This is a genomic window from Shewanella sp. 0m-6 (assembly GCF_052977325.1).
Genome location: NZ_JBRIMD010000032.1, coordinates 1 through 24,983 on the forward strand (window position 1 = coordinate 1; position 24,983 = coordinate 24,983).

Below are 24,983 nucleotides of genomic sequence, written 5' to 3' on the forward strand. Positions count from 1 at the left end.
CGGTAGTTCAGTTGGTTAGAATACCGGCCTGTCACGCCGGGGGTCGCGGGTTCGAGTCCCGTCCGCTCCGCCAACATTACGATAAGCCCTGCTAGAGATAGCAGGGCTTTTTCGTATGCGTATTTCAAAGAAAAATTAAAGCGAAATGCGTAAGCACTTTGCTAAAGGAGCGATAGTTCAGTTGGTTAGACTCTTGACTAGAAATAAGCGGCCTGTCACGCCGGGGGGCGCGGGTTCGAGTCCCGTCCGCTCCGCCAACATTAAGACGAAAGCCTCTGCAGTAATGCAGAGGCTTTTTTCGTTTTGTAATATTTGTTAATTTAGCCGTGACGTCGCGGATGAATCCGCCCCAGCTACGCTACGCTTCGCGTTCGTAAGCTCACAGCTATCGCTGTACTCACCCACAAACATTACGATAAGCCCTGCTAGTAATAGCAGGGCTTTTTCGTCTCTGCGATTTGAAGAAATTAAGATGAAATCCTCTGCACTTCTTATTGAAAAAATGCAGAGGCTTTTTTAGTTAAACGTCACAGATTCTTTTAAAAGAAGATAGTCCGGCCCCATTTCGCGTTAGTAAATTAATGATTACCGCCATACTCATTTATAAACCAATTCCAACCAGTATAAATTCAATACACTGATCACGGATCTACAAACTGATTAACGCCTTACTGTATACTATGTGAAGTGGCACAACCCTCTATCAGTTGATAGGGCTATAATAGGTGCCGCAAGAACTAAGGTTATAAGATGGTTATAAGATGAATTGTCGTTTAGGCTGTGGTGCATGTTGCATAGCGCCGTCTATTTCCACCCCTATTCCTGGTATGCCAGATGGAAAACCCGCAGGTGTTAGATGCATACAGTTAGATGATAGTAACTTATGTAAATTGTTCGGCCAGCAACAAAGGCCTGCCGTATGTGGATTGTTTGCGGCAACCGAAGATGTTTGTGGAAAAACCGATACTGAGGCTCTGTGGTTAATTAGCTCTTTAGAGGCGGCTACCAGCTAACTAAACCTTTAAAAATCGTCGTTCAAATATTTATTTACGGATCGTTAATCAATGCAGTTAACTCGTTACACCGATTATGGCTTAAGAACGCTGATGTATTTGGCGCTGCACTCCGAGCGCGAGACGCTTTTCCGTATCTCAGAGATCACAGAAGTATTTGACCTGTCTGCCAACCATATTTCTAAAGTTGTACATCATTTAGGTAAGTTAGGTTATTTGCAAACGGTTCGCGGCAAGAGTGGTGGTTTTAAGCTTGCTAAGCCAGCTACAGATATCAATATAGGCCAAGTGGTACGTGCTTTAGAAAACTCTTTGGCGCCTATCGACTGTAGTAAGCCGTATTGCTTGTTTACCCCAGCTTGTAAGCTTAAGGGCGTATTAGGTGATGCTGTAAATGCTTATTTGGCTGTGCTAGATGCTTATACTCTAGATATGATAGTAACAAATAAGCCAGAGCTTAAGTCGTTACTACCAGACCTCTCTATCTCAATCTTGCAGTAGAACATCCCTTGATTTGGTGGCGACACGTTGCGGTAATAACTGCGAGGTGTGCACCAAATCAATATTAGCGCTCTGTAAACGATGCAGGTTCTTATTGAGAAACTCGACCGTTTCTGGATAGGGGTGGGCTATGACCACTATATTGCGTTTAGCATGTGCCAAGGATATTGCATGGTTAAATTGCTTTTCTAATCCAGCTGGCGTTTTATCGTTATCTAGAAAAATCTCCCTTCTTAGCAGTGGTACGCCCATTGATTCCGCCACCGCACCTGCTCGGGTATATTTGGTCGTCATGCTATCGATAAAATATAAATTGTGCAGCTGTAATGACTCCATGACCCAGCGCATAGGGCTATTTAGCTGGGTCAGCAAACTTCCCATATGATTATTGGCGCCACTGGCATTAGGCACACTATGAATTGAAGCGCTTATCTGGGCCTTTAGCTCTGTTTCGGTCATGGTGTTCGTCAAAGCGCCCGGACCAATCGCTTTACCATTAAGCGCTTGCATAGGTAGGTGGACTAAAATCTCATTTCCTTGCTGATGTGCCTCAAGGGCGAGACTTTTTCCTAGCGGTGTGTGTGGCAAAATTGAAAGTGTAATATTGGCGGGTAGGCTCAACACCGCTTTATCAGATTGACGATATCCAATATCGTCAATGATGATGGCCATTTTGCTAGCGAATACGCTTGAACTTGGTAACAATAAAAAAATGAATAATAGAAGGTAGCGCACTGGTTATTATTTTTCTGCTTGAATCCATGCAATAGCCGAGTTGACCAATTTATCTTGAGCAACAGACTCACGGAGTGAATTTGACTCGATTATAGGCATACTTTCCCCATCCGATACAGCCTCTAACTCGATTTTTATATCAGGTTCAATACCTTTAGAGTTAATGTCTTTACCATTTGGCGTCGTGTATTTGGCAATAGTCAGCTTAATTGCATTGCCATCCATTAGGGTGGGGATCAGACTTTGTATCGTGCCCTTACCGAAACTCGTCTGGCCTATTAACTTGGCGCGACCATTTTCTTGTAATGCAGCTGCTAGCACTTCAGAGGCGGAGGCGGAGCCTTTATTGATTAATACTGACAGTGGAATATTGGTCGCCATAGTTTGTGGTGAGGCGTAGTAGTCTGAGTTCGCATCAAAAAATCGCCCCTCAGTAGCAACTATCCGCCCTTTGTCGAGAAAGATATCGGCGATTGTTATCGCTTGATCGAGCAGCCCACCTGGATTGTTTCGAAGATCGAGAATAATGCCGTTTAGTTTTTCTGATTGCCATGCTGACAGCTGTTTGACCAGTTCTGGAGTGGTATTTTCTTGAAAGCTTGAAAGACGAATATAGCCAATCTGGTTGTCTAGGATCTCTGCTTCAACAGAGTTTATTGCGATAAGACTTGGACTGATGGTGACGGTGTAGTGAGCATCTGAGTTGGCGCGTATCATCTCAAGCTCAATGGGGCGTTTGTCGACACTATGCTGTTTGATTTCTTTGAGAATACTTTCTAATTTGTCAGCGGTAACCAGCTGTTTATTGAGCTTGATAACACGGTCACCCGGTTTTATCCCTGCTGCTTCTGCTGGGGACTCTGCAAAGGGGGTGACTATGGTTATTTGATCATTGTCAGTGGCGATTTCGACGCCAAACCCAAAGTACTCACCATTATTGGTGTCTTGCATATTGCTGAAGGTTTGTTTATCTAGAAAGCTTGAATAAGGATCCAGTTTATTAAAAATCCCCTCAATGGCCGCTTCGATAAGCTCCTCTTCAGTGAGTTTTTGTACATAGTAGGTTTCTATGGTGTCGATAACATCGAGCAGCACAGGGTAATTTACACGGGAGTTATATTGTTGAGTGTGTTCCTGTCCGGATAAGGTTATGGATAAGCCCAGCGCTAAGCCAGCGGTAACGCAACAAAAGTAACGAATTAATTGAGACATACAAACCCCTTATATCGTAAGGGGTTATATGGTCTAACGTTTGCAATACCTTGCAGGATCGACAGCTTGCCCCTTGTGTCTTATTTCAAAGTATAGGCCAGCCTCTGTCTGTCCACCCGATCGTCCGACCAAAGCAATCGACTCTCCCTTGCTTACCGAGTCTCCAGCATTCTTTAATAATGCCTGCGCATGGCCATATAAGCTCATGTAACCTTTGCCATGATCCACAACTAAAACCATACCAAAACCGCGTAACCAGTCGGCATAAATGACCTTACCGCCAGCAATCGCGGTGACATTTTGTCCCTCTGCTGCAGCAATGGTGACACCTTTCCATTTGACCTGACCGGAGCGCCTACTGCCAAAAGCTGATTTTATGCGGCCTTGAGTGGGCCACTTTAATTTGTTACGGCTAGATAGCCCTTCATATGAAGGGTTGTTCTTCATTGCGAGCAGAGCTTGCTCGACCACCCTCTTAAGGCTGGCCTCCTCGATCTGTAGTTGTTCGAGTTTCGCACCGCTATTGCTTAGGGTTCTTTGCAGTTGGGTTAGCGTATTTTGCCGTTGAGACTGCTCTTGGTTGAGCTTTTGAGCTTGTTGCTGTTGTTCAAGCACCAGTTTATTAAGCCGGTTTTGTTGCTCTTGCTGATCAGCTTGAATTTGGTCTAACTCTTTTAAGGTTGTCTGTAACTGATTAATTGAGTCAATGCGCGCGTTATTCAAATATTGATAATACGCCAGTAGTCGTTCAATGCTGGCTGGTGACTGCTGATTTAACAGCATTTTACTGTAATCGTGATTACCGGCCAAATAGGCGCTAGCAAGTTGATTTGAAAGCGACTTTTGCTGTGCTGTTTTTAATTTTTCTAATTGAACCTGTTTGCTGTCTAGTGCTGCAATTTTCTTATCGGTTTTGCCAAGATCTTGCTTGGTGGTGTTGACTTTTTTTGCCGCTTGAGCAATCGCTTTTTCATCCTCTTTTAATAAAGAAATTAATCGCTCTCTTTGTTTACTGGTGTTTTGAACCGCGGACTGTTGCTTGTTGATCTGCGCTTGAATCGATTTAAGCTCAGACTGACGACGCTCTAGATCAGTGGCGTTAACCGTTAAAGGAAGTGATAGAAAGCCAGCAATGATGCTGGCTTTTATAAAAAATCGAATGTTCACGTGTTAGTTTTTACTCTTTGATTTTTATTATCGCGCGGCCTGTCATCTCTTCAGGCACTTCTTGTCCCATCAAGGTTAACATAGTCGGCGCTAAATCACTCAAACGTCCGCCTTTTTCTATCTCTGCGTCACGCCCTACATAAATTAATGGCACTAACTCGCTGGTGTGTGCAGTATGAGCTTGGCCAGTTGACTCATCGGTCATCTGTTCTGCATTGCCGTGATCGGCGGTAATCAAGCATTCTCCACCAACTTTATGCAGTGCTTCTACAACACGACCAATACAGCTATCTACCGCTTCACAGGCTTTAACTGCAGCATCGAAGTTACCAGTATGGCCGACCATATCACCGTTGGGATAGTTACAGATGATGACGTCATATTGAGTTGACTCAATGGCCGCTACTAGCTTGTCGGTTAACTCAGTAGAACTCATCTCTGGCTGTAAATCATAAGTCGCGACTTTGGGTGACTGGATCAAAATGCGATCTTCTCCCTCAAACGGCTCCTCTTTACCACCGTTAAAGAAGAAGGTCACATGGGCATACTTCTCCGTTTCGGAAATACGTAGCTGAGTGAGATCTCGCTGTTGCAATGTCTCGCCTAAGGTATTAACCAGGTCACTTGATGGGTAAGCGATTGCAGCCTTAATGTCGCCAGCATATTCTGTCAGCATAACGAAGTTGATTTTTGGCGTCACGGCTCGCTCGAAACCATCAAAGTCAGCATCTACAAAGCTGCGAGTAATTTGACGGGCACGATCGGCGCGGAAATTCATGAAAATCAACGAGTCGTTGTCGGCAAGCGTGGCAATGTTGCCTTGAGCATCAGGAATAACGGTGCTAGCAACAAACTCATCATTTTCATCACGGGCATAAGCGGCTTCAAGCCCCTCAACGGCAGTTGCTGCTTGGTGCAAGCCTTTGCCTTCGGTAATGAGCTCATAAGCTTGTGAAACGCGATCCCAGCGATTATCTCTATCCATGGCGTAGTAACGGCCAATAAGTGAAGCCACCTGACCTGTGCCTAATGTGTTGAATAGTTCTTCAAAGTGAGCCAGGCCAGACTTGGCGCTGCGAGGTGGAGTATCGCGACCATCTAAGAATGCATGTAAGTAAACATTCTTGGCACCACGTTTTACCGCTAGACGGCACATAGCTTCGATGTGATTTTGGTGACTGTGAACGCCACCTGGAGACAAGAGTCCCATTATATGCACTGCACCATCAGCTTTGATTGCTGCATCGACGGCTTCTGTCAGTGCGGGATTGTTATCAAACTCACCATCATCAATTGATTTGCCGATACGAGTGAGTTCTTGGTAAACAATGCGACCAGAGCCAATATTGATATGTCCGACTTCTGAATTACCCATTTGGCCGTCAGGTAAGCCAACATCGAGACCCGAACCTGAGATTAAACTGTGTGGATATTTGGCATTTAACTGGTCTAGAACCGGTGTCTTAGCATGAAAAACAGCATTTTTCTGTGTGTTTTCACGGTAACCCCAGCCATCGAGGATCAGCAGTGCCAGTGGGCGCTTGCGTGTCGTCATGGTAGTACCTTTAAGTTTAAAAAAATAAGATTTAAATCGAAATTGGTTAAATATTACTACCAATTACGGTCACGCATAAAGAAATTTACCTAGATTGCCGTTATCGGATTGCGCTATTGCTGCCATATAAGTACGCAGACGCGTCGCCACAAGCGTGACTAACATTCTGTATTCTGCCTCAAGCGATGGTATACTCTGTGCCCTCATTATATTTGGCCCTAAAAATAGTAGGCAGTTAACGATGCAAGAATATATGGAATTTTTTAAAGCGAACCCGATGTTAAGTTTGGCTTGGGTTGGTTTGTTCGTCGGACTTATCGTTGTAGTGTTTAAGTCTAGCGTTTCTAAAGTTAAAAATGTTAATCATCAAGAAGCAACATTGCTGATGAATAAGCAAGACGCGAAAGTCGTTGACGTGCGCGGAAAAGAAGAATTTAAGAAGGGTCATATAGTTGGCGCAATCAACGTGCCGCTAGCCGATATAAAAAATAATCAGCTGACTGCCCTTGAAAACTCAAAAGCGAGTCCCATTATAATGGTATGCAACGCTGGCATGACTTCGTCTCAAGCTGCTCAGCTGATGGTTAAGCACGGTTTTGAAAACGTGAACAACCTGAAAGGTGGTATGGGTGAATGGCAGTCAAATAATTTGCCTGTTTCAAAAAGCAAAAGATAGAAGTGTTAGTGTAGCCATTGCTTTTTTGTTGAGTTATTGATTAGAGTGTTAGCTCTCAACTTATTGTGGTTACCGGCATTGAACTGAGGGAGCGTTCCCTCCAAAAAAGCGTCTGTTGACTAAATAAATCAAAAACTGGGACAGTAAATTAGGTGTTTACCTAGCTTACCAAGCCCTGAGACTGGCTCTTTTGAAGTAGCCTCATTAACATATTTTAAAGGTAGGATAGTATGGCTGAAGTAGCAAACAACGAACAACAAGGTCCACAATTCAACATTCAACGTGTTTACACAAAAGATATCTCTTTTGAAACACCAAACAGCCCAGCTGTTTTCCAAAAAGAGTGGAACCCAGAAGTTAAGCTTGATCTAGATACTCGCAGCAACAAACTATCTGATGACGTATATGAAGTTGTACTGTCTTTGACTGTTACAGCTAAGAACGGTGAAGAAACTGCTTTCCTATGTGAAGTTCAGCAAGCGGGTATCTTCGCTATCGCTGGTCTTACTGAACAGCAGCTAGCTCACTCTCTAGGTGCATACTGCCCTAACGTTCTTTTCCCATATGCTCGTGAAGCAATTGGTAGCCTAGTTAGCCGTGGTACTTTCCCACAACTAAACCTAGCGCCAGTTAACTTTGACGCACTATTTGCTCAGTATGTTCAACAGCGTCAAGCTGCTGCAGCTGAAGCACCAGCAGAAGAAGCTAACGCTTAATCGCATGAAAAACACTGCCGACATTACGGTACTGGGGGCGGGCTCTTACGGGACCGCCCTTGCCATTTCTTTAGCGAGTAATGGCCACAGAACCATGCTTTGGGGCCACGAACCCGAGCACATTGAAAACCTGAAAAACGACAAGTGTAACGAAGCGTTTTTACCGGGTATTCCGCTACCAGACTTGCTGATCCCTGAAGCTGACTTGGCTACTGCGCTAGCTGCATCAAATAATGTACTAGTGGTCGTTCCTAGCCATGTATTTGGTTTGGTGCTTAGCCAGGCGAAGCCGCTTTTGCGTAATGACTCTCGTATTGTATGGGCAACTAAAGGCTTAGAGCCTGAAACTGGCCGTTTAATACAAGATGTTGCCCGTGAAGTGTTAGGCGATGAGTATCCATTAGCTGTGTTATCGGGGCCGACGTTCGCTAAAGAACTTGCAGCAGGCATGCCGACTGCGATTTCGATTGCGGGTACCGACCCACAATTCACTAAAGATTTAGTTGAGTTGTTACATAGCCCGAAACGTCTGCGTGTTTACGCCAATGATGACTTTATTGGTCTGCAATTGGGCGGCGCAGTTAAAAACGTTATCGCGATTGGTGCAGGCCTTTCTGACGGTATCGGTTTTGGTGCGAATGCTAGAACGGCGCTTATCACCCGTGGTTTAGTTGAGTTGACTCGACTAGGTGAAGCGATGGGGGCACAAGCCTCTACCTTTATGGGCATGGCAGGACTTGGTGATTTGGTACTAACGTGTACCGATAACCAGTCTCGTAACCGCCGCTTTGGTTTAGCATTGGGCAAAGGCTCAGATGTTGAAGCTGCTCAGAAAGAGATCGGCCAAGTGGTTGAAGGTTATCGCAATACAAAAGAGGTTTACACGCTAGCTAAGCGTTTAGGCGTCGAAATGCCGATTACCGAGCAGGTTTACCAAGTCCTTTATAAGGGCAAGTCTCCGGTTGATGCAGCCAAAGAGCTACTTAGCCGTGAACAAAAGTCTGAGACGTCGTCGGCAGAATAGTTTTGCTGTTATTAGGTTGAACAATTTGTTCAGTTGATTGAAAACCGAAGCCTAGCTTCGGTTTTTTGTTTTTAGCGTATTCTCTAGTCGGCATAAGTACTTCTCTTTACAGATGCCACTTTAATGCCACCCATGGTGTAGATGTTGATAGTGGCATAAGTACTTATATGTACAACTACCACTTCTTGCCATCCATGGCGAAGATGGCATAAGTACTTCCATGTACAACTACCATTTGATGCCATCCATGGTGTAGATGTTGATAGCGGCATAAATACTTCCATGTACAAATAACAATGCTAAAATAGCGCCCTATTTTATGCCTTGCGTTTACAAGCGTTCGGCAAAGTTTTTTTAGGAGTTTTCGAGTGAAACATCATGACGTCATCATTATTGGTGCTGGAGCTGCTGGGCTTATGTGTGCGGCTACTGCAGGTTACCGTGGCCGTGATGTATTAGTGCTCGATAACGCTAAACAAGCGGGCCGCAAAATCCTGATTAGTGGTGGTGGCCGTTGTAACTTCACCAATCAAAAAGTTGAGCCTGCAAACTTTATTTGCGGTAACGGCCACTTTGTAAAATCTGCATTAGCTCGATATCGTTCAAGTGATTTTATCGAACTGGTTGAGCGCCATGGCATTGAGTATCATGAGCGCGATCATGGTCAGCTGTTTTGTAATGACTCTGCTAAAGAGATCGTTACCATGCTGCTTACCGAGTGTGAGTGGGCTGGCGCGCAGATTAAACTACGCACTGAAATCAGCGCGATAAGTAAAAATGCCGATGGCTTGTTTGAAGTGCAGACCGATAAAGAGCAATACAGCTGTGAATCACTGGTTGTGGCAACGGGCGGCTTATCAATGCCAAAGCTAGGTGCATCGCCGTACGGCTACCATATTGCAGAGCAGTTTGGCTTAAGGGTGTTGTCGACTCATGCCGGGCTCGTGCCTTTTACTTGGCATAGTGACCAAAAGCAGCGCTTTGAACTGCTATCGGGTATTGCCGTACCCTGCACCATTACCGCAAAAAATGGCACTCAATTTAGTGAAGCTCTGCTATTTACCCACCGTGGCTTATCTGGCCCAGCGATTCTACAAATCTCTAATTACTGGAACCCAGGTGAGGCGATAAGTATCAACCTCCTTCCTGGCGAAGATGTGCGTGCCAAGATTGAGCAAGCGCTTGAAGCGAGTCCAAAGCAGAGCCTACGTAATGCCTTGTCGCAATGGCTACCAAAGCGCTTGGTTGAAGTATTATTTGAAGAGGCGCTGCTTAACAAAGCACTCAATCAGCTGATACATGTCGAGCGTGAGCAGTTGGCTGTCGATCTTGAGGCTTGGACATTGGTAATGAATGGCACCGAAGGCTATCGCACAGCAGAAGTCACCCTGGGTGGCGTCGATACTAATGATCTATCATCTAAAACCATGGAGGCAAAGTCAGTCTCTGGTTTATACTTTATTGGCGAAGTAATGGATGTAAGTGGTTGGTTAGGCGGGTTTAATTTTCAGTGGGCCTGGAGCTCAGGCGTGGCTGCAGGGCAGGCTGTGTAGTTGTGTGCAGAGACAATAAAGTTGGCCCGTAATGGCATTTTTAGGCCGTAACGTTTCTATCCTAGTGTTGTTGTCGTTTCTTCACTATCTCTTCATTATCTCTTCAGGGTATCTAAGCTTAGTAGGTTAGATACCGATTAACACTCCTTTTAGCCTCTATATTCGCTGGCTTTCTTATCTCGTTAGCTAGGCACATAGCAATCAATCTCTTCGCTTTCTCGGTTACACTTAGTTATTTTTATTCATTTTAATCAATTGTTTAAGTGTTTTATTTTTCTTCTGCTCATTTGCTGCTAACAAAATAAGTGGTGCGTCTGAGCTGGAACCTTAGTTGTAATGGCATTTTTGAACACTCAGTTGTTATCAATAGCGCCATCTTGTGTCAAACTTGTTATAGCAGATTGCGAAAACTGGTAGTGTGTTGGTGATGATGTTTTGCCGATATATTCGTAGTGACTGATGTGAAAAGGATATTTTCAGATGCCTACTTTAAGTGCCAAGGTGATTTATTATGTGCAGCTCGATTCAGCTTTATGGGCTGTAACGGCTGATGGCCAGTGGGTCATGGTTTTACCTCATCAGCTCCAGTCGGACCTGCCTATTTACACTCTCAGCCCTGAGCAATTGCAAGTGAGTGCCAACGGTGAACTCTTCAGTGTCATCGACGGAACCAGGGTATTAATTCCTCAAAGTATCAGCAGCAATATCAGTAAAGAAAGTGATGCTACACATGCGCAAACTGAGCACCAATCTACTACCAATAATCAAAGTGAATCAACTAGTGAGCAACAAGGTGTAAATTTTTTCTATCAGGTAGTTAAATCAGGCAATGATGCTGTAATTGCTGATTCAGGCTTTAATACCCAGGGCGATAGCTTAGTAAAATCCACTGATAGTCAGTTTAATGCTAATCAACAAGACTCATTTGTACCTATCATTCTCACGGTTGAATTTGCCGATATTGATGGTTACATCAATCAATTCGAATCTCCCAGCACCGGCTTATCGGGTCAAGCGACCAATGCGTTAGACGGACAGGTTCTAGAACTAATAATTGTTGATAGTCTCGGTTTGCAGCAAAGTTTTGAGGTGGTCGCACAGGAACAACGGTGGCAGTTACAAAACGTTGACTTTCAACATTTTGCTGAAGGGGACCTAACCGCGACCATTACGGCCATTACTTACCCTGGTGATGTGACCAATGGCGTCGATAACAGTATTAAAGATACCCAGGCGCACATCTCGATAGAGGTCGATACCGGGCGCGATACCGTGCTTAATGAGCGCGAAATGTTGCGTGTCGATATGACTGGTGTCGCTAAAAATATTGAAGAGGGTCAAAGCGTCACCGTCGTTGTGACCGACATAAATGGCCAACAACTTTCATTTGTGACATCAATTCTCGATGCTGCCTGGCAATTAGAAGATAAAGATCTCTCTAGTCTTGCTGATGGTCCGCTCATCTTTAGTGTCGATGCGACAGACATTGCCGGTAATCCTGCCAACGCCACAGGTGAAGCCTATAAAGAGAGCCAAGCGTCAATTACCATCGAAGCGATAGATAATGATGGGGTCTTGAATCAGTTTGAGGCGCCGCAGTCTGTGCTTGTTGGTCTGGTTCACAACGTCGAAGATGGCCGCCCGGTTGAAGTTGCAGTTACCGACAGTAATGGCAAAACATTACTGTTTAGCTGTGTGGTTTTAAATGGAGTATGGCGTTTAGAAGGCGTTGATTTGTCATCTCTTGCAGATGGTGAGTTGAGTCTAAGAGCGATAACATCAGATTTAGAGGGCAACATTGGTGTAGGTACTGGCAGTGTTACCAAAGATACTCAAGCCTCTATCACGATCAGTATTATCGACGACGATAATGTGATTAATGCTGCTGAGTTGCAGTTCGTAAAAGTACAAGGTGTTGTTAATAACGTCGAAGATGGTGCTGTGGTTAGTGTGACTCTTTTTGATGGTCAAGGTCACAGCGAGATGGTAGAAGCTGTTGTTGTTAGTGGCCTGTGGGTCATAGAAGATATTGAGCTGAGCGATTTTGCCGATGGGCAACTCTATGCCACGGCTGACGTGGTTGATTCAGCTGGTAATCCGGCGACGACCAATACCAGTATCAATGTCGATACTCAAGCCACGATTACCATTGAGGTCGACACCGGAAGCGATACCGTAATCAATACGCGTGAAGCAGTGTCAGTCGCGATGTCAGGCTCTGTCACTGATATCGAGGATGGCCAGAATGTCGTTGTGATTGTGCGTGATGTGAATGGCGATAGGTTGATATTTCGTACTACAGTCGTTGATGGTAAGTGGCAATTAGATGATGTGGATCTTTCAAGCTTAAGTGACGGCGAGCTTAACTTTACTGCGTTATCTTACGATGTTGCGGGTAACCCTGCTGCAGGATTTGATGGAGCCTATAAGGAAACACAAGCGGCGATCACGATTGAGGCAGTTGATGATAATGGCTTACTGAATCAAATTGAAGTTTACACATCCACTTTAGCGGGTGAAGTGTTCAACGTTGAAGATGGCCGTCCAGTTGAGGTATCGGTTACAGATAGTAATGGTAACACCTTAGTTTTTAGTAGCGTAACCCGCAATGGTACTTGGCTGCTTGATGGTATCGACCTGTCATCACTTGCTGAAGGCGAGTTAACGCTAAGGGCAGTGACCTCAGACTTTGAAGGTAATATTGCCATCAATAGCAATACCATCATCAAAGATACATTAAGTGAAGTGACGATAACGTTTGTCGATAGCGATGATGTGATTAACGCCAATGAACAGCAGCTCGTTCATGTGCGCGGTAGCGTTAGTAATATCGAAGATGGCCAGACTGTGAGTGTTATTTTTAGTGATGGCCTAGGTAACGAGCGCAGCTTCAATACCGTTGTTATGGCGGGTCGATGGGAGCTGACTGGCGTTGATCTATCTGGCTTTGAGGATGGTAGTCTAAGCGCTACGGTGTCAGTTGAAGATTTAGCAGGAAACGTAGCCACGGCCAGCGATACCATAGCGGTGGATATTTTAGCCTCTATTACCATCGAGGTTAATACCGGAGCTGATAACGTCATTAATGCCAGTGAGCAGTTAGTGCTGGATCTCTCTGGTGTCGTTACTGATATCGAAGATAATCAGCAAGTCACGATTACTGTGACTGACATTAACGGTAAAACGTTATCTTTTACCACAAGTGCTATTGATGGGCGTTGGCAGATAGACGATGCCGATATCTCTACGTTAAGCGATGGTAATTTAAGCTTTGTGGCTAGCGCTACCGATATAGCGGGTAACTTAGTGGCGGCTAATGTCGCAGCCGCTAAAGATAGCCTAGCCAGTATCAGTGTTGAAATTGTTGATGATAACGGCTTAATCAATAGCTTTGAGTCGACAAATGCCACACTCGCAGGAGCGGTCACTAATATCGAAGATGGTCGACCTGTAACCATAACTCTGGTTGATATTAACGGTAAAATCGCAACCTTTAATGCCGTAGTGGTCAATGGTGAATGGCAAGTTCCCAATGTCGACCTGTCGATATTTGCCGATGGGCAGCTGTCCTTACAGGCGGTGACATCTGATTTAGCGGGTAACCCCGCTATTGGAACAAACAGTGCCACCCTCGACACTCAAATCAGTATCGATATCGATACCGGAGTCGATGGTTTTGATGCTGGGCTGTTTATCTATGGTGTTGAGAAATCACTCGGTGGTGTCACAACGGGTGTAGAAGCTGGCCAAACCGTCGAGCTGACCCTCACTGATGGCAGTAACACTTTAACCTTTACCACCCTCGTTGAGGTGGATGGTAGCTGGTTGTTTTCTGGGATAGATGTGACAGGGCTAGATCGTCAGGGGTCATGGGCGCTCAATGTTAATGTTGATGATGCATCAGGCAATAGTGCTGATGACGCGATGCCAACACTACTGGTTCCGCCAATCACTTCGTTATATGAAGTAATCCTCAATATCAGTCCCAGTGACAGCGCCACTATTCCTATCGAGATCTTTGACGCCGCTTTGGCGATAACGGCAGAGCAGAGCAGGCTATTAACCCTGACCTCTGAGGGGCAAGCGTTAAGTATCAATGTTGCTGCAGATGGGCAGTCATTTATTCTCACTCGTTTAGGTGATGGTAAAACGGTGATGACGGCAAGCTTATCCGGAACCGACTTAAACGTGTCTTTGTTTCAGCCAATGGATGAGTTAAACAATACTAATGCACTGAGTTATATCCGCTTAAGTGGTTTACAAACTGACAGCGATGGCACCACTGAAGAGATTATTACCTACGCAGTGCTGAATATATTAGATGCTCGTCCCTTTGCGTTTGATGATCAAGATTTTGTTATTGAAGATACGACAGCAGTAGGTTCTTTTTTAGGTAATGATTACACAGTAGAAGGGCCATTAACGCTGACGTCTATCCATTTCGACGGTACCGATTACCCGGTCATATCGGGTACACCTACCGTGATTTCTACGTCGCAGGGAAATCTCACGATTCAATCCAATGGTAGTTGGAGTTTTGATGTTGCAGGCAGCCTTGATAACACTCAGCCACAAGTCGTGGAGCTGGTATATACAGTATTGGACTCTGACGGTAGTGTTGCCACTGCAAATGTCACCTTTACCGTTGTTGATGGTGCACAAGGTGAAATGCTTGATGTTATCGGTGCTAATCAAGAGGCTGATATTGATGCGAGTCCACAGGTAACCTATAAAACATTTAGCATTAGTGCAGGCTCCGACATGCTGCAAGCTAACACGATTCGATTTACCGCTTTAACACCGTTTCAGTTACAAAACCAAGGCTTAACAAGCAATGGCATCGCACTTCAATTTGTACTGTCCAATGATGGTAAAACGTTAACGGCCATCACAGATGAAGCGGTACCTATCACGGTGTTTACTATGGTGCTATCGGCAACGAATGTGGCTGATGATCTGAGTGTTGATGCCAACTTCACTCAGTTTGCTCCTCTTGACCATATTGGAAGCAATGTGGTTGAGATTATCACTCAAATTACAGCGCTGGATCTGGATGGCACGGAAATTAAGCAAGGCGCATTAACCTGGAATGTGAGCGACGGCCATTCACCAGAGCTTACTAATATTACTCAGCTTACGTTTGAAGAGAATTTACTGGTGGGCGCCCCCGTTACACAGAGCGGCACATTTGATGTGTTGGTCGGGAGTGATGCCGTGTCGGCGGTGTCATTTTCAGCTACGGTTCAGCAGCCAAAACTCACGGTGGGAGGTATCGCACTCCTGTACAGCTTAAGTGCCGACGGGTTAACGCTAACGGCACACTTGGGTAACGCTAATGATCCGGTATTTGTGATTGAGCTGAGTGAAAGTTGGAGCTCAAATGCTGATAGCTTAAATCAAAACTATGACTTCACCCTGTACCAAGCCTTCGACCAGACGCTAAGCGAAGATATTGATTTTAGCCTGTTAGTGTCTGACTTTGATGGTGATGTGTCTACAGCGACGTTGACCGTCACCGTAAAAGATGCTGATGCCGCATCCATTAATGATATTAGTCTCAACGTGAGTGAGCAGCCTTCGGTCACGGCTTATGACAATACTGCCGTAGGTTCTTTCAATATAACCGCCAGTAAAGACCCCATTATCGATATCGCATTTAGCCTAGTTGATGGCGCTGAAGTGAAAAATGCATCGGGTGTCACATTGACCCAAAATGGCTCCAAGCTTTTTTGGGTTGTAAAAGATGGTGGCGCTTCAATCGATGCAGTGACGGAAGAGGGCCAGTTGGTCTTCACCATGCAATTACCCGCCAACATAGTGATCGATCCCGAAACGGCGGGCACGGTTACGATAGACTTTAACTTACTCGGACCGATAGACCATTTAGGAACCGCAGATCTATTTGATACGCTTAAGGTGACGGTCGATATCCGAGATAGCGATAATACTCTCTCCTCTGCTGAGGTATCTGTTGATATCTATGATGGCAAGAGTGCAATTTTACCTGATGCGCTGCAGCTCAACATTAATGAGGGGAATCTAACGAGCACAACCCCTATCTCGACTTCACAAGTGTTATCGACCTCGTCGGGAAGTGACAGTATCACCGAGATAACCCTAACCGACAGTTTCAGTTTTGCTACCTACTATAGTGGTGGGGAAAAGGTGTTGCTCAACACCACGGCTAATGGTGATGGCTGGTATGTGGGGACGCGTGAAACGGGTGGAGAGGAGGTATTTCAGATCCGTTTTAACGCCAACGGTAAAGTGGAGTTCAAACAGTTTAGGCCTTTTGACCATGCAGATGCTAGTGGCGAAAATCGCTTAGACCTGCAATTTGAAGTGAATGCGATTGATGCGGACCACGATAAGTCAGCAGCCCAAACAATAACCGTTACCGTTACCGATGATATTCCAGAAAGTACCGCTAAAACGTTAGCGTTTTTTGAAGCGGTAAATGAAGTGTATAGCGTGCAAATGTTTTCTCAAGTAGAGCAGGGAGCAGATGGCGCCAAGGTGACAGATATCAGCTATAAAGGGGTTTCTTACGCGGTTGGAACGACGATAGAGCTATTTACCGATGCTAACCCCAATGCGGTTAAATACGGTGAGCTGGTGGTTGATGAAAATGGTTTAGCGACGGTAACAACGCTTGAGTTTGCCTACAATGAGTTACAGTTTAGTGAAGATGTATTGTTGGAAATTACGGATACCGATGGTGATATCACCACCGATACGCTGACATTAATTGCTAAAGATGCACAAGGCTCAATTACCGTCTTTAATACCGACTTTATTGAAGATACTAATACCGTTTTTGGTGTCGAAGCCAAGCCCGGTGACATAGACGAAAGTGAGTTTATTCTTAGCATGGTATTTGATGCCGCAGCCCTCCAGGGCGGTATTTTGCTGCTTAACGGCGTAGAGGTACCCAAAAATGCAGATGGTAATTACATCCTGTCTATACTGAACGGTTTGCTGCAGGAAGATCCACTGACTCGAGTGGCCATACCCAATGGTGATTTAAGCTATCAACCTGTAGAGGATGGATCTGATGCGACCGCCAATGCCTCTTTTGTCATCACCGTTAATATCGCAGGCAAGCCGCCTATCACTACGACCGTTCCTATTAATGTGGAGTCAGTTGCCGATGTGCCTTTGTGGGACGCGTCTAGCGAGTTTATTTATTCGGTCAATGAAGATGCAGCCAGCTTTAATATTAAACTGAGTGCGACATCAAAAGATGAAATGGGGGCCGATGCTCAAGGCTCCGAAACAGTGACGTATGTCATCGATAATATCAGCGCGGGGCTAACGCTTGTCGCGATTGGACTGACAATCACTAACGGAATGTCAATTAGCCAGCTCCAGCTAGATAACCTGCTGGCAACCGTGGGTGAAAATCTAGCCGGTGAATTTAGCTTTACCGTGCAGGCGAGAGCCACAGAAAATGACAACAAAGACACAGCACTGAGCACACTTGAGACCGTGACTATTGATGTGACTCCTGTTGCTGATAAACCCACGCTAACCACTGAAGATATTCGTAGCGATGAAGATGCACCGATATTGCTCAAATCGGTGGTCTCTGGCGCGCTAACGGATAATTCAGGCTCTGAAATTTTAAGCTATGAGTTCACTCTGCCTGACGGTTGGTCTATCGACTCCCCCTCGGCCACAATGAATGGCAACGTGTGGACGGTATTGGCGTCAGAAGTTGACTCCGGGCTGGCCAAGCTGCTGCCAGCTGCTGATGCGAGTTCAGCAAATCTTGGGGATTTTTCAATAGCAGTAAGAAGCTTTGCGACTGAAACCTTACAAGATGGTGTCGAGCCCGCTGATGGCATTATTAATCCCAACCCTCGCTATAGCGATGTGGAACAAATAACGATTACATTAACGGGTGTTGCCAATGATAGGCCTGTCATTAATGGCGACCCCAATGTTTGGACCATAGATAACAATACTGGCGTCATATCGAATGTGGTTGATTTCAATGAAGATCAGCTAATTCCGTTAGATTTCACAATCGTGACATCTGATGATGATGGCTCAGAGTCGTTAGATCTGCGAATTTCAGGTTTACCGGATGGGGTTATATTCGTTGATGCCAGTGGTACGCCTGTAAATCTACCCGTCGTCGACTTTATTAATAATCAACCTGTGTATGGCGTTTCTGCGGCGCTACTAGCGAGTTTGAGTCTAAAACCTGTTGAAGACTTTAGTGGCCAAGTGAGCTTGACCATATTTGCACAAAGCACCGAGTTAGATGGTGATTCAGCCGACTACCAGTTAACGCTTAATATCGAGATAGCTCCGGTGATCGATGAGAATGCAGGATCGCTTTCAACGGTGAGTTACGGCTTTGAAGATCAGGCTATTCCACTAGACTTTACCCCAAATCTGAATGTTGATATCGATGGTAGTGAAACCATTACTGGCTTGATTATTCCTTTTCAAGGGGCTGGTGGCTTTATTTTAACCTTAGATGGCTCACAGGTAACGATTCCTGTTTCAGGTTTAGATGTCAGCACCTTAGTCGACAGTACTAGCCCAACATTAGCCGCTTTACTTAACTCAGGGCGACTCGCTGCTGTACCACCAGAAGATGCCGATGGTAGTTTCTCTTTTGATGTGAGCTACCAAGTCACTGATACCTCGCAAACGGGCGTACAGGTTAGCGAGTATGTTTCTTCTCAAGTTATCGTATTGGTCGATGCTGTTGTTGATTTTACGACTCACCTACAGAGCGAGCTGCCAACCCTAGTGAGCACCGATGGCTCGGCGATAAATTTAACGGGTCAGGCACTCTTTTTCGATGGTGATATCGATGGTTCAGAGGTGCTGGATTATGTCGTCATCATAGTGCCAAGTGGCGACGGCTGGTATGTATCACACCCCAATGGTGCGATTGATGATGGTGATGGGCGCTGGATTATACCTGTTAGCGGCATGACCAGCGATACAGTGCAAGAGTACGCGCTAGATGTGTTGGCTGGTGCGACGATTATTAGCGAGTTTGCCACCGGTTTAGAGCAAGTCACTGTAGAAGCGAGAGTATTAGATCGTGATGACCCAGAAATCATCAGCACTAACTTTTTTGTGCGCTTTGATCAAGGCGCGCCAGATAGTCAGGCAACAGCCGTTGGATCGTTACAGTTAACGCCGGTTGATGCCATAGAAGATACGACCATCGACTTTTCCGGTCATTTAAATCAAGTGCTTAGCCCTGATAATAATGACATGATTAGCTTTAGGATTTTAGCTTCAGATTTACCTGAAGGCGGCTATTTTAGTGGTAGTGATGTCAAGGCGGTGTATGACTCCACTGGTGAGAACGTGATTGAGTATGTGTTTACCACCGCCTCGCTTAGCAGTCTTAAGCTACACAATATTCGCGAAGACTATGCCGGTGAGCTGAATATTCCTATCCGTATAATCGCCACCGATACAGTGAGTGGTGATACTAAAATTGATGATTCTCAAAGCCTTGATATTGAGATTACCCCAGTTGCTGATGGTGTGAGTGTCGAGGTGGCCAATCGCGTCATGCTTGAAGATAGTCCAGTTCCACTTGGGATCAGCTTGTTGTTTGATGACCCAGATCCAAGCCCAACAACCGGTGGTTCTGAACAAATTTTGTTTGGCGACACTGCCAACCCGATCACCCTAACTCTACTCGATGGGGGCAGTATTTCTGATAGTACAGGTTTATGGTCGCTCAAGAGCGGAACGACAGATACTTGGGAGTTTACAGGCAATAATATGGCGCTACTGAACTTGTCTTTAGGCTTGTTAGAGTTTGTGCCAACAGAGCACCTCAGTGGTGATTTTAGGCTGAAATTTTCGGCGACCAGTATCGACACCGCGACCATTAATGGCGCAGAGGTAATCGATCAAGCGTCATTTGAAAATACCGTTACCATTGAGGTCACCCCAGTTACAGATGCCGCAGAATTACCCAGTAATACACTGATCCTAACAGGCCAAGAAGATAGTCTGATTGATTTATCTGGGCTGGATTTGCCGAGTCTTGGCTTAATTGACCAAGATGGTTCAGAGGCTATCTATCTTACTGTTCATGGTGTGCCCAGTGGTGCGGTGTTGTATTACCAAGACGGTGCTAACTTAGTACAGCTGCCCAATGAAGGCACTGATGGCGGGAGTTTTAACGGTTCACCAACCTACTCCTGGTCGGTGACTCCAGCTCAGCTGGCTGGGCTTGTATTGCAGCCGCCATTAGATTTCAGCGGGGATATTCCACTCTCTATTCAAGCAATTACTCAAGAATTAGGTACGACAGACTTTGTGACCACAAGTGCAGATATTGTCGTCGGGGTATCACCTGTTGCCGATGGTATCGACATCATTACAGCGCCAGAGAACCAATACACCAGCATTGAAGATGAAGTTATCACTATCGATTTCAATGCCAAAATCAACGAGTTTGATGCTACCGAAGCGATTTTGGTAAAAGTTATCCTGACGTCTAATGATGCCTCTGCGCTAGTGGGCTTAGAAGGAGTAAAAATTGGCGGACAGTTTGTATCCTTTAACTATGATGCCGGTAACGACAGCTATTATGCGCTTATCTCAACCTTAAGCCCGTTAACTCAATTAGCGCTGTACCCTGGCGAACTGGCTTTTGGCAGCTTGGATGTACAACTCGAGCTCTCATCTATCGATAGTGCGACGGTTTTAGGTAGCTTACAAACCGATTTAAGTGCTGCTGAAGTACTTAATTTTGAAGTTGAAATAACGCCAGAGGTTGACGCACCAATATGGACTCAAGTCGGTGATGTTATCGCCACTGACGTCAATAACGTGGCATTAAATCTTGGGCTTGAGCTGCAAAACCCAGCCATTAATGAGACGGGAGTGCTAACCATATACGGTGTACCGGATGGCATGGCGCTATCGTCTGGTAATAAAAACGGCGATAAGTGGGTGGTGGATTTTGATGATGTCGCCACACTAACGATTATTGGTTTACAAGATGGTGACGTTTTAAATCTAACTTTAGATCCTACCGCAGTACTCGGCACCGACACGGCTGAGGGGGTTGTTGAAACCATTACTGTCAGTGTCGATGTTCCTCCGGCCATTTTCTCTAGTTTTATGGCTGGCCCCAGTGCTCTTGATTTGCTTGAGGACCGACGTACTTTACTTGCCGATCGCAGTATAGAAGAGGATCTGCGTGCAGAGTTATTGATGGAGGCCGGTATTGCAGCGCAAGAGACGCGGCTATCTCAGGCGATTAAGCAAAGTGTGAGTCACAGTGGCGAGCCGCAGCATATACATTCTAGCCTTGATCAAGATCTTGAATATGCCGCTGTAGCAGATGATGCGCTATCAAGATTAGTCGATGAAATGACATTATTGAGTCAGCAACCATGATGCAGTTTGAGCAAGAGGTCACCTCAAATCTGATTGCGCAGTTGTGTCAACAACTAGGCCTAGAGTGCTGTGAGCAGATGTTGTTTAGTCACCTATTTATGACTCAAGCTGGGTTATCTCCGGCAGAACTGGTAAGGGCTTGCGATAACGTCGGCATTGAGGCGATAGAGCAAAAACTTGCTCTTGGCAGAATGGCGCTGCCCGCTTTAGTAGTTTCTAAACTGGGGCAACCCGCTTTATTGAATAAAAACAGTAACGATGAGCTACTGCTCACCAATGCCGACGGTTGCCAATCACCGATATCGATTGGCGAATTTAACGCCCAGTTTTATCAAGATAGCTGGCATGTAAAACGGAAAATGGTCACCGATGCGCGCAGCGAGGAGCACCACCTCAGCGTTAAGCGCCACTGGTTACTGGCCGCTTTCGATGAAGTTAAGCCTTTCTACGGTAGTTTTTTGCTTGGCTCGTTAGCGATCAACATATTAGCCTTGGTGACACCGTTATTTACGATGAATGTTTACGACCGCGTGGTGCCTAACCAAGCGATAGATACCTTGTGGGTGTTAGCGACAGGTGCGAGTATTGCTATCTTATTCGACTGGCTCTTAAAGCAAGCGCGTACACGGCTAGCCGATGTGGCAGGTAAGCAGGTCGATATAAAAATGTCGAATATCTTGTTTTCAAAAGTCTTAGGTATGCGACTAGAGCATCGTCCAGCATCGGCGGGTGCATTTGCTAAGCAGTTACAAGAGTTCGATAGTATTCGTGACTTTATCACTTCGGCGACCTTAGTCACGGCAGTGGATCTACCTTTTACCTTGCTGTTTTTAGTGCTGATAGCTTGGCTCGGAGGGTATATGGTCTTAGTGCCTTTAGCCTGCATGTTACTGCTGTTAATGATAAGTTTTGTGATGCAAAAAAAGCTTATGGCTAGCATAGAGCATACGTCACAGCTGTCGACTCAACGCCAAGCCCATCTGATTGAAACCCTTAATCTACTGGTTGAAACCAAGCAGAATAATGGCGAGGCCAAGGCGCAATGCATATGGGACGATACAGTTAATAGCCTTGCTGATTGGCAAAATGAATCTCGAATCGCCTCTAACACCCTGAGTCATAGCGTGATGAACAGCCAGCAATTGGTCACCATAGGGTTGATTATTTCTGGTGTATACCAGATCCACGCGGGTAATTTGAGTATGGGGGGCTTGATTGCCATTGTGATGCTAAGCGGCCGTGCGGCTAATGCAATTAACCAAATCTCTATGCTACTGCTTAAGTTTAAACAGACCCAGTCGGCAATTACTGCCGTTAGCTCTATCCTCGAATTACCACAAGAGCAGCGTAAAGCCAGCCAACCCAGTACGGCGGTAGGTTTTAATGGCGCAGTGTCTCTACGTCATGCTAGCTTTACCTATCCAGATCAACCTTTACCGGCCTTTACAGAGGTGAACATTGAGATTAAACCCGGCGAAAAAATAGGCTTGCTTGGGCCTGCAGGAGCGGGCAAGTCGAGCTTGCTTGCTGTTATCGCAGGTCAATACCAGCTCAGCAGTGGGCAGCTATTTTATAACCGTTTAGAAACAAGGCAGTGGTCGGTTAGTGATATTCGTGAACAGGTTGGCTGGATGTCGCAGCAGCCGGTACTGATTTACGGCACAGTGCTGGACAACCTATTGTTCGGTTTAAAGAAAGTGGATGAAAACCTATTGGCCAACACGATTGTCAGTTCAGGTATCGATAAGCTAATGGATCGACTTGGCAGCGGGCTCGATAGCCAAGTGGGCGAGTTTGGTCGTCAGCTCTCGGGAGGGCAGCGTCAAGCGATAGCCTTAGGCCGAGTGTTACTGCGCCAGCCTAAGCTACTGCTATTAGATGAGCCAACCAGCGCGATGGATGAGCGTTCAGAGAATCAAATTATTGCCTGTCTGTCGCAAGTTACAGAACGCTCGATGGTTATCGCCTCCCATAACCCTAAGTTGCTGGGTCTGTGTGACCGTATTTTAGTGGTGGATAAAGGCAGAATCATCCAGGAGCAAACGCCTGCAGAGATGCGCCAACGTGGCAAGAGCCGCATTAAGGCCGTCAATGTTCGTCAAAAAGGAGAGGTTAAATGAGTGGCCGTCTCCATATAAAACATCTTGAAGGTGCTAAGCGAGCCAACCAATTAATTTTGCTGGTGGTCGCACTTATTATCACGACCTTAATTTGGGCCTCCTTCGCTAAGCTCGAAGAGGTCATAGTGGGTGAGGGTATGGTGGTACCAACATTGGCTGTGCAGCAGATTGAAAGCTTAGATGGCGGTATCTTAAAGCAGGTGTTGGTTAAAGAGGGCCAGTCAGTAACCGCAGGGGAGCCGTTATTGATTTTAGATGAGCTACGTTTTGCCTCGGCCTTCGATGAGGCCAATATGCAAGCGGCAGCACTGCAGCGACAAAAGGCGCGGTTAGATGCAGAGATCGACAGTGTTGTGATCTATGATGCGGCCAGTAATTGGCGCGATAAGGTGCAGATTAATCGACAACCGATCAGCGCACTCGATGTTGCTGTAAGTTCTCGCTCGAAAGCGGTATTCCGTTCTAGGTTGTCTCAGTTGTCATCGCAATTAGAGCAATCGGCGCAGATGATTGAACAAAAAGTGCAGGCCATAGAAGAGGTGCAAATTACCACTCAAGCTCAACTAAGCGGGCTTAAGTTGGTGAAGCAGGAAATCGTTATGACGCGCGAAGCTGTAAGCGAAGGAGCCGTCGCCGAGTTAGAGCTGCTAAAGCTAGAGCGTGATGAGATAAGGCTCAAAGGGGAGTTGTCTGCATCGAGGGCCAACAGCAGGCAGTTACAAGCTGCCCAGCATCAGGCTGAAGCAGAATACTTGACCGTAGGTTTAGACTTTTTGGGGCGCGCAGAAGCTGAGCGCAACGAGGTAATGAATGAGCTCAATGCCCTAACAGAGAGCATTAAAACACTGGCTGACCGTTTAGCCAGAACTAAAATCGTTTCGCCTATAAATGGCAATATAACCAATATATTAGTACGCTCAATAGGTGCGGTAGTAGAGCCGGGCGAGTCGATTATGGGGGTGGTCCCTCAAGATGGAGCACTCATTATTGAAACTCGCATCGCCCCAAAAGATATCGCCTTTGTGCATACAGGTCTTAAGGCTACGGTTAAGTTTACCGCTTATGATTTTGTGATTTATGGCGGCCTCAAAGGTGAGGTGATATACGTCAGCTCTGATGCACAGCAGTTAGATGATGGCACCACTTATTTTGAAGCTCATATTAAAACGGAAGAAAATGTACTTAATGGCTGGCCAATTATATCGGGAATGCAAGCCAGTACCGATATATTAACGGGTGAAAAAACCGTTCTAAATTATTGGCTCAAACCACTATTACGCGCTAAAGCGAATGCACTTCGCGAACCATAAGGTA

Annotated in this window: 14 protein-coding genes and 1 tRNA gene; 10 read left to right on the top strand and 5 right to left on the bottom strand. The window is 45.7% G+C overall.

What is annotated here, in order from left to right:
• Window positions 1–166 precede the first annotated feature (166 nt).
• The 3 genes from ACVBJC_RS17930 to ACVBJC_RS17940 all read left to right on the top strand — a co-directional run bounded on the left by ACVBJC_RS17930 (window position 167) and on the right by ACVBJC_RS17940 (window position 1,514).
• A tRNA-Asp gene (locus tag ACVBJC_RS17930) sits at window positions 167–257 on the top strand.
• Between the two features lie 504 nt (window positions 258–761).
• The gene (locus tag ACVBJC_RS17935; protein WP_447162288.1) at window positions 762–1,013 is read left to right on the top strand and encodes a YkgJ family cysteine cluster protein; all 252 of its coding nucleotides are present in this window, start codon (window positions 762–764) and stop codon (window positions 1,011–1,013) included.
• 51 nt (window positions 1,014–1,064) lie between these two features.
• Window positions 1,065–1,514, top strand: coding sequence for an Rrf2 family transcriptional regulator (locus tag ACVBJC_RS17940; protein WP_447162287.1), 450 nt, complete (start codon window positions 1,065–1,067; stop codon window positions 1,512–1,514).
• Here the strand turns inward: ACVBJC_RS17940 and ACVBJC_RS17945 are convergent.
• The 4 genes from ACVBJC_RS17945 to gpmM are packed head-to-tail and all read right to left on the bottom strand — an operon-like array spanning window position 1,500 to window position 6,183.
• The gene (locus tag ACVBJC_RS17945) at window positions 1,500–2,249 is read right to left on the bottom strand and encodes a divergent polysaccharide deacetylase family protein (RefSeq protein WP_447162286.1); all 750 of its coding nucleotides are present in this window, start codon (window positions 2,247–2,249) and stop codon (window positions 1,500–1,502) included. The two genes, ACVBJC_RS17940 and ACVBJC_RS17945, sit on opposite strands and share 15 nt — an antisense overlap.
• A 6-nt stretch (window positions 2,250–2,255) precedes the next feature.
• A complete protein-coding gene (locus ACVBJC_RS17950) occupies window positions 2,256–3,461 on the bottom strand; it encodes a S41 family peptidase (protein ID WP_447162285.1) in 1,206 nt (401 codons plus the stop codon).
• A 33-nt stretch (window positions 3,462–3,494) separates the two neighbouring features.
• Complete coding sequence (locus ACVBJC_RS17955) at window positions 3,495–4,628, bottom strand: murein hydrolase activator EnvC family protein (protein WP_447162284.1); 1,134 nt, start codon at window positions 4,626–4,628, stop codon at window positions 3,495–3,497.
• Between the two features lie 10 nt (window positions 4,629–4,638).
• Entirely contained in the window at window positions 4,639–6,183 is a 1,545-nt protein-coding gene (gene gpmM, locus ACVBJC_RS17960; RefSeq protein ID WP_447162283.1) for a 2,3-bisphosphoglycerate-independent phosphoglycerate mutase, read from the bottom strand.
• Between the two features lie 241 nt (window positions 6,184–6,424).
• Between gpmM and ACVBJC_RS17965 the strand changes: the two genes are divergently transcribed.
• From ACVBJC_RS17965 to gpsA, 3 genes are all read left to right on the top strand, one after another.
• Window positions 6,425–6,859, top strand: coding sequence for a rhodanese-like domain-containing protein (locus ACVBJC_RS17965; RefSeq protein ID WP_447162282.1), 435 nt, complete (start codon window positions 6,425–6,427; stop codon window positions 6,857–6,859).
• 230 nt (window positions 6,860–7,089) lie between these two features.
• Window positions 7,090–7,575, top strand: a complete 486-nt coding sequence (gene secB / locus ACVBJC_RS17970) for a protein-export chaperone SecB (protein ID WP_012157402.1) — start codon at window positions 7,090–7,092, stop codon at window positions 7,573–7,575.
• Between the two features lie 4 nt (window positions 7,576–7,579).
• Window positions 7,580–8,599: an NAD(P)H-dependent glycerol-3-phosphate dehydrogenase gene (gpsA, locus tag ACVBJC_RS17975; RefSeq protein ID WP_447162281.1), complete on the top strand. Its 1,020-nt coding sequence runs from the start codon at window positions 7,580–7,582 to the stop codon at window positions 8,597–8,599.
• Between the two features lie 83 nt (window positions 8,600–8,682).
• Here gpsA and ACVBJC_RS17980 read toward each other — a convergent pair whose 3' ends face one another.
• Window positions 8,683–8,871 carry a hypothetical protein gene (locus ACVBJC_RS17980; RefSeq protein WP_447162280.1) on the bottom strand — a complete coding sequence of 63 codons (189 nt, stop codon included), beginning with the start codon at window positions 8,869–8,871 and terminating at the stop codon, window positions 8,683–8,685.
• 96 nt (window positions 8,872–8,967) lie between these two features.
• Here ACVBJC_RS17980 and ACVBJC_RS17985 point away from each other — a divergent pair, with 96 nt between their 5' ends.
• The 4 genes from ACVBJC_RS17985 to ACVBJC_RS18000 all read left to right on the top strand — a co-directional run bounded on the left by ACVBJC_RS17985 (window position 8,968) and on the right by ACVBJC_RS18000 (window position 24,979).
• Window positions 8,968–10,152 carry an NAD(P)/FAD-dependent oxidoreductase gene (locus tag ACVBJC_RS17985; RefSeq protein WP_447162279.1) on the top strand — a complete coding sequence of 395 codons (1,185 nt, stop codon included), beginning with the start codon at window positions 8,968–8,970 and terminating at the stop codon, window positions 10,150–10,152.
• Between the two features lie 480 nt (window positions 10,153–10,632).
• Window positions 10,633–21,549 carry a T1SS-143 repeat domain-containing protein gene (locus ACVBJC_RS17990; protein WP_447162278.1) on the top strand — a complete coding sequence of 3,639 codons (10,917 nt, stop codon included), beginning with the start codon at window positions 10,633–10,635 and terminating at the stop codon, window positions 21,547–21,549.
• Entirely contained in the window at window positions 21,546–23,669 is a 2,124-nt protein-coding gene (locus ACVBJC_RS17995; protein ID WP_447162277.1) for a type I secretion system permease/ATPase, read from the top strand. Before ACVBJC_RS17990 ends, ACVBJC_RS17995 begins: the two co-directional genes overlap by 4 nt.
• A complete protein-coding gene (locus ACVBJC_RS18000; protein ID WP_447162276.1) occupies window positions 23,666–24,979 on the top strand; it encodes an HlyD family type I secretion periplasmic adaptor subunit in 1,314 nt (437 codons plus the stop codon). Before ACVBJC_RS17995 ends, ACVBJC_RS18000 begins: the two co-directional genes overlap by 4 nt.
• Window positions 24,980–24,983 lie beyond the last annotated feature (4 nt).

Excerpts from the sequence above, each read along its gene's own strand:
- ACVBJC_RS17935 (WP_447162288.1), top strand. The coding sequence starts at position 762 with ATGAATTGTCGTTTAGGCTGTGGTGCATGTTGCATAGCGCCGTCTATT.
- ACVBJC_RS17980 (WP_447162280.1), bottom strand. The coding sequence starts at position 8,871 with ATGCCGCTATCAACATCTACACCATGGATGGCATCAAATGGTAGTTGT.
- ACVBJC_RS17950 (WP_447162285.1), bottom strand. The coding sequence starts at position 3,461 with ATGTCTCAATTAATTCGTTACTTTTGTTGCGTTACCGCTGGCTTAGCG.
- ACVBJC_RS18000 (WP_447162276.1), top strand. The coding sequence starts at position 23,666 with ATGAGTGGCCGTCTCCATATAAAACATCTTGAAGGTGCTAAGCGAGCC.
- gpmM (WP_447162283.1), bottom strand. The coding sequence starts at position 6,183 with ATGACGACACGCAAGCGCCCACTGGCACTGCTGATCCTCGATGGCTGG.
- gpsA (WP_447162281.1), top strand. The coding sequence starts at position 7,580 with ATGAAAAACACTGCCGACATTACGGTACTGGGGGCGGGCTCTTACGGG.
- ACVBJC_RS17990 (WP_447162278.1), top strand. The coding sequence starts at position 10,633 with ATGCCTACTTTAAGTGCCAAGGTGATTTATTATGTGCAGCTCGATTCA.
- secB (WP_012157402.1), top strand. The coding sequence starts at position 7,090 with ATGGCTGAAGTAGCAAACAACGAACAACAAGGTCCACAATTCAACATT.
- ACVBJC_RS17965 (WP_447162282.1), top strand. The coding sequence starts at position 6,425 with ATGCAAGAATATATGGAATTTTTTAAAGCGAACCCGATGTTAAGTTTG.
- ACVBJC_RS17940 (WP_447162287.1), top strand. The coding sequence starts at position 1,065 with ATGCAGTTAACTCGTTACACCGATTATGGCTTAAGAACGCTGATGTAT.
- ACVBJC_RS17995 (WP_447162277.1), top strand. The coding sequence starts at position 21,546 with ATGATGCAGTTTGAGCAAGAGGTCACCTCAAATCTGATTGCGCAGTTG.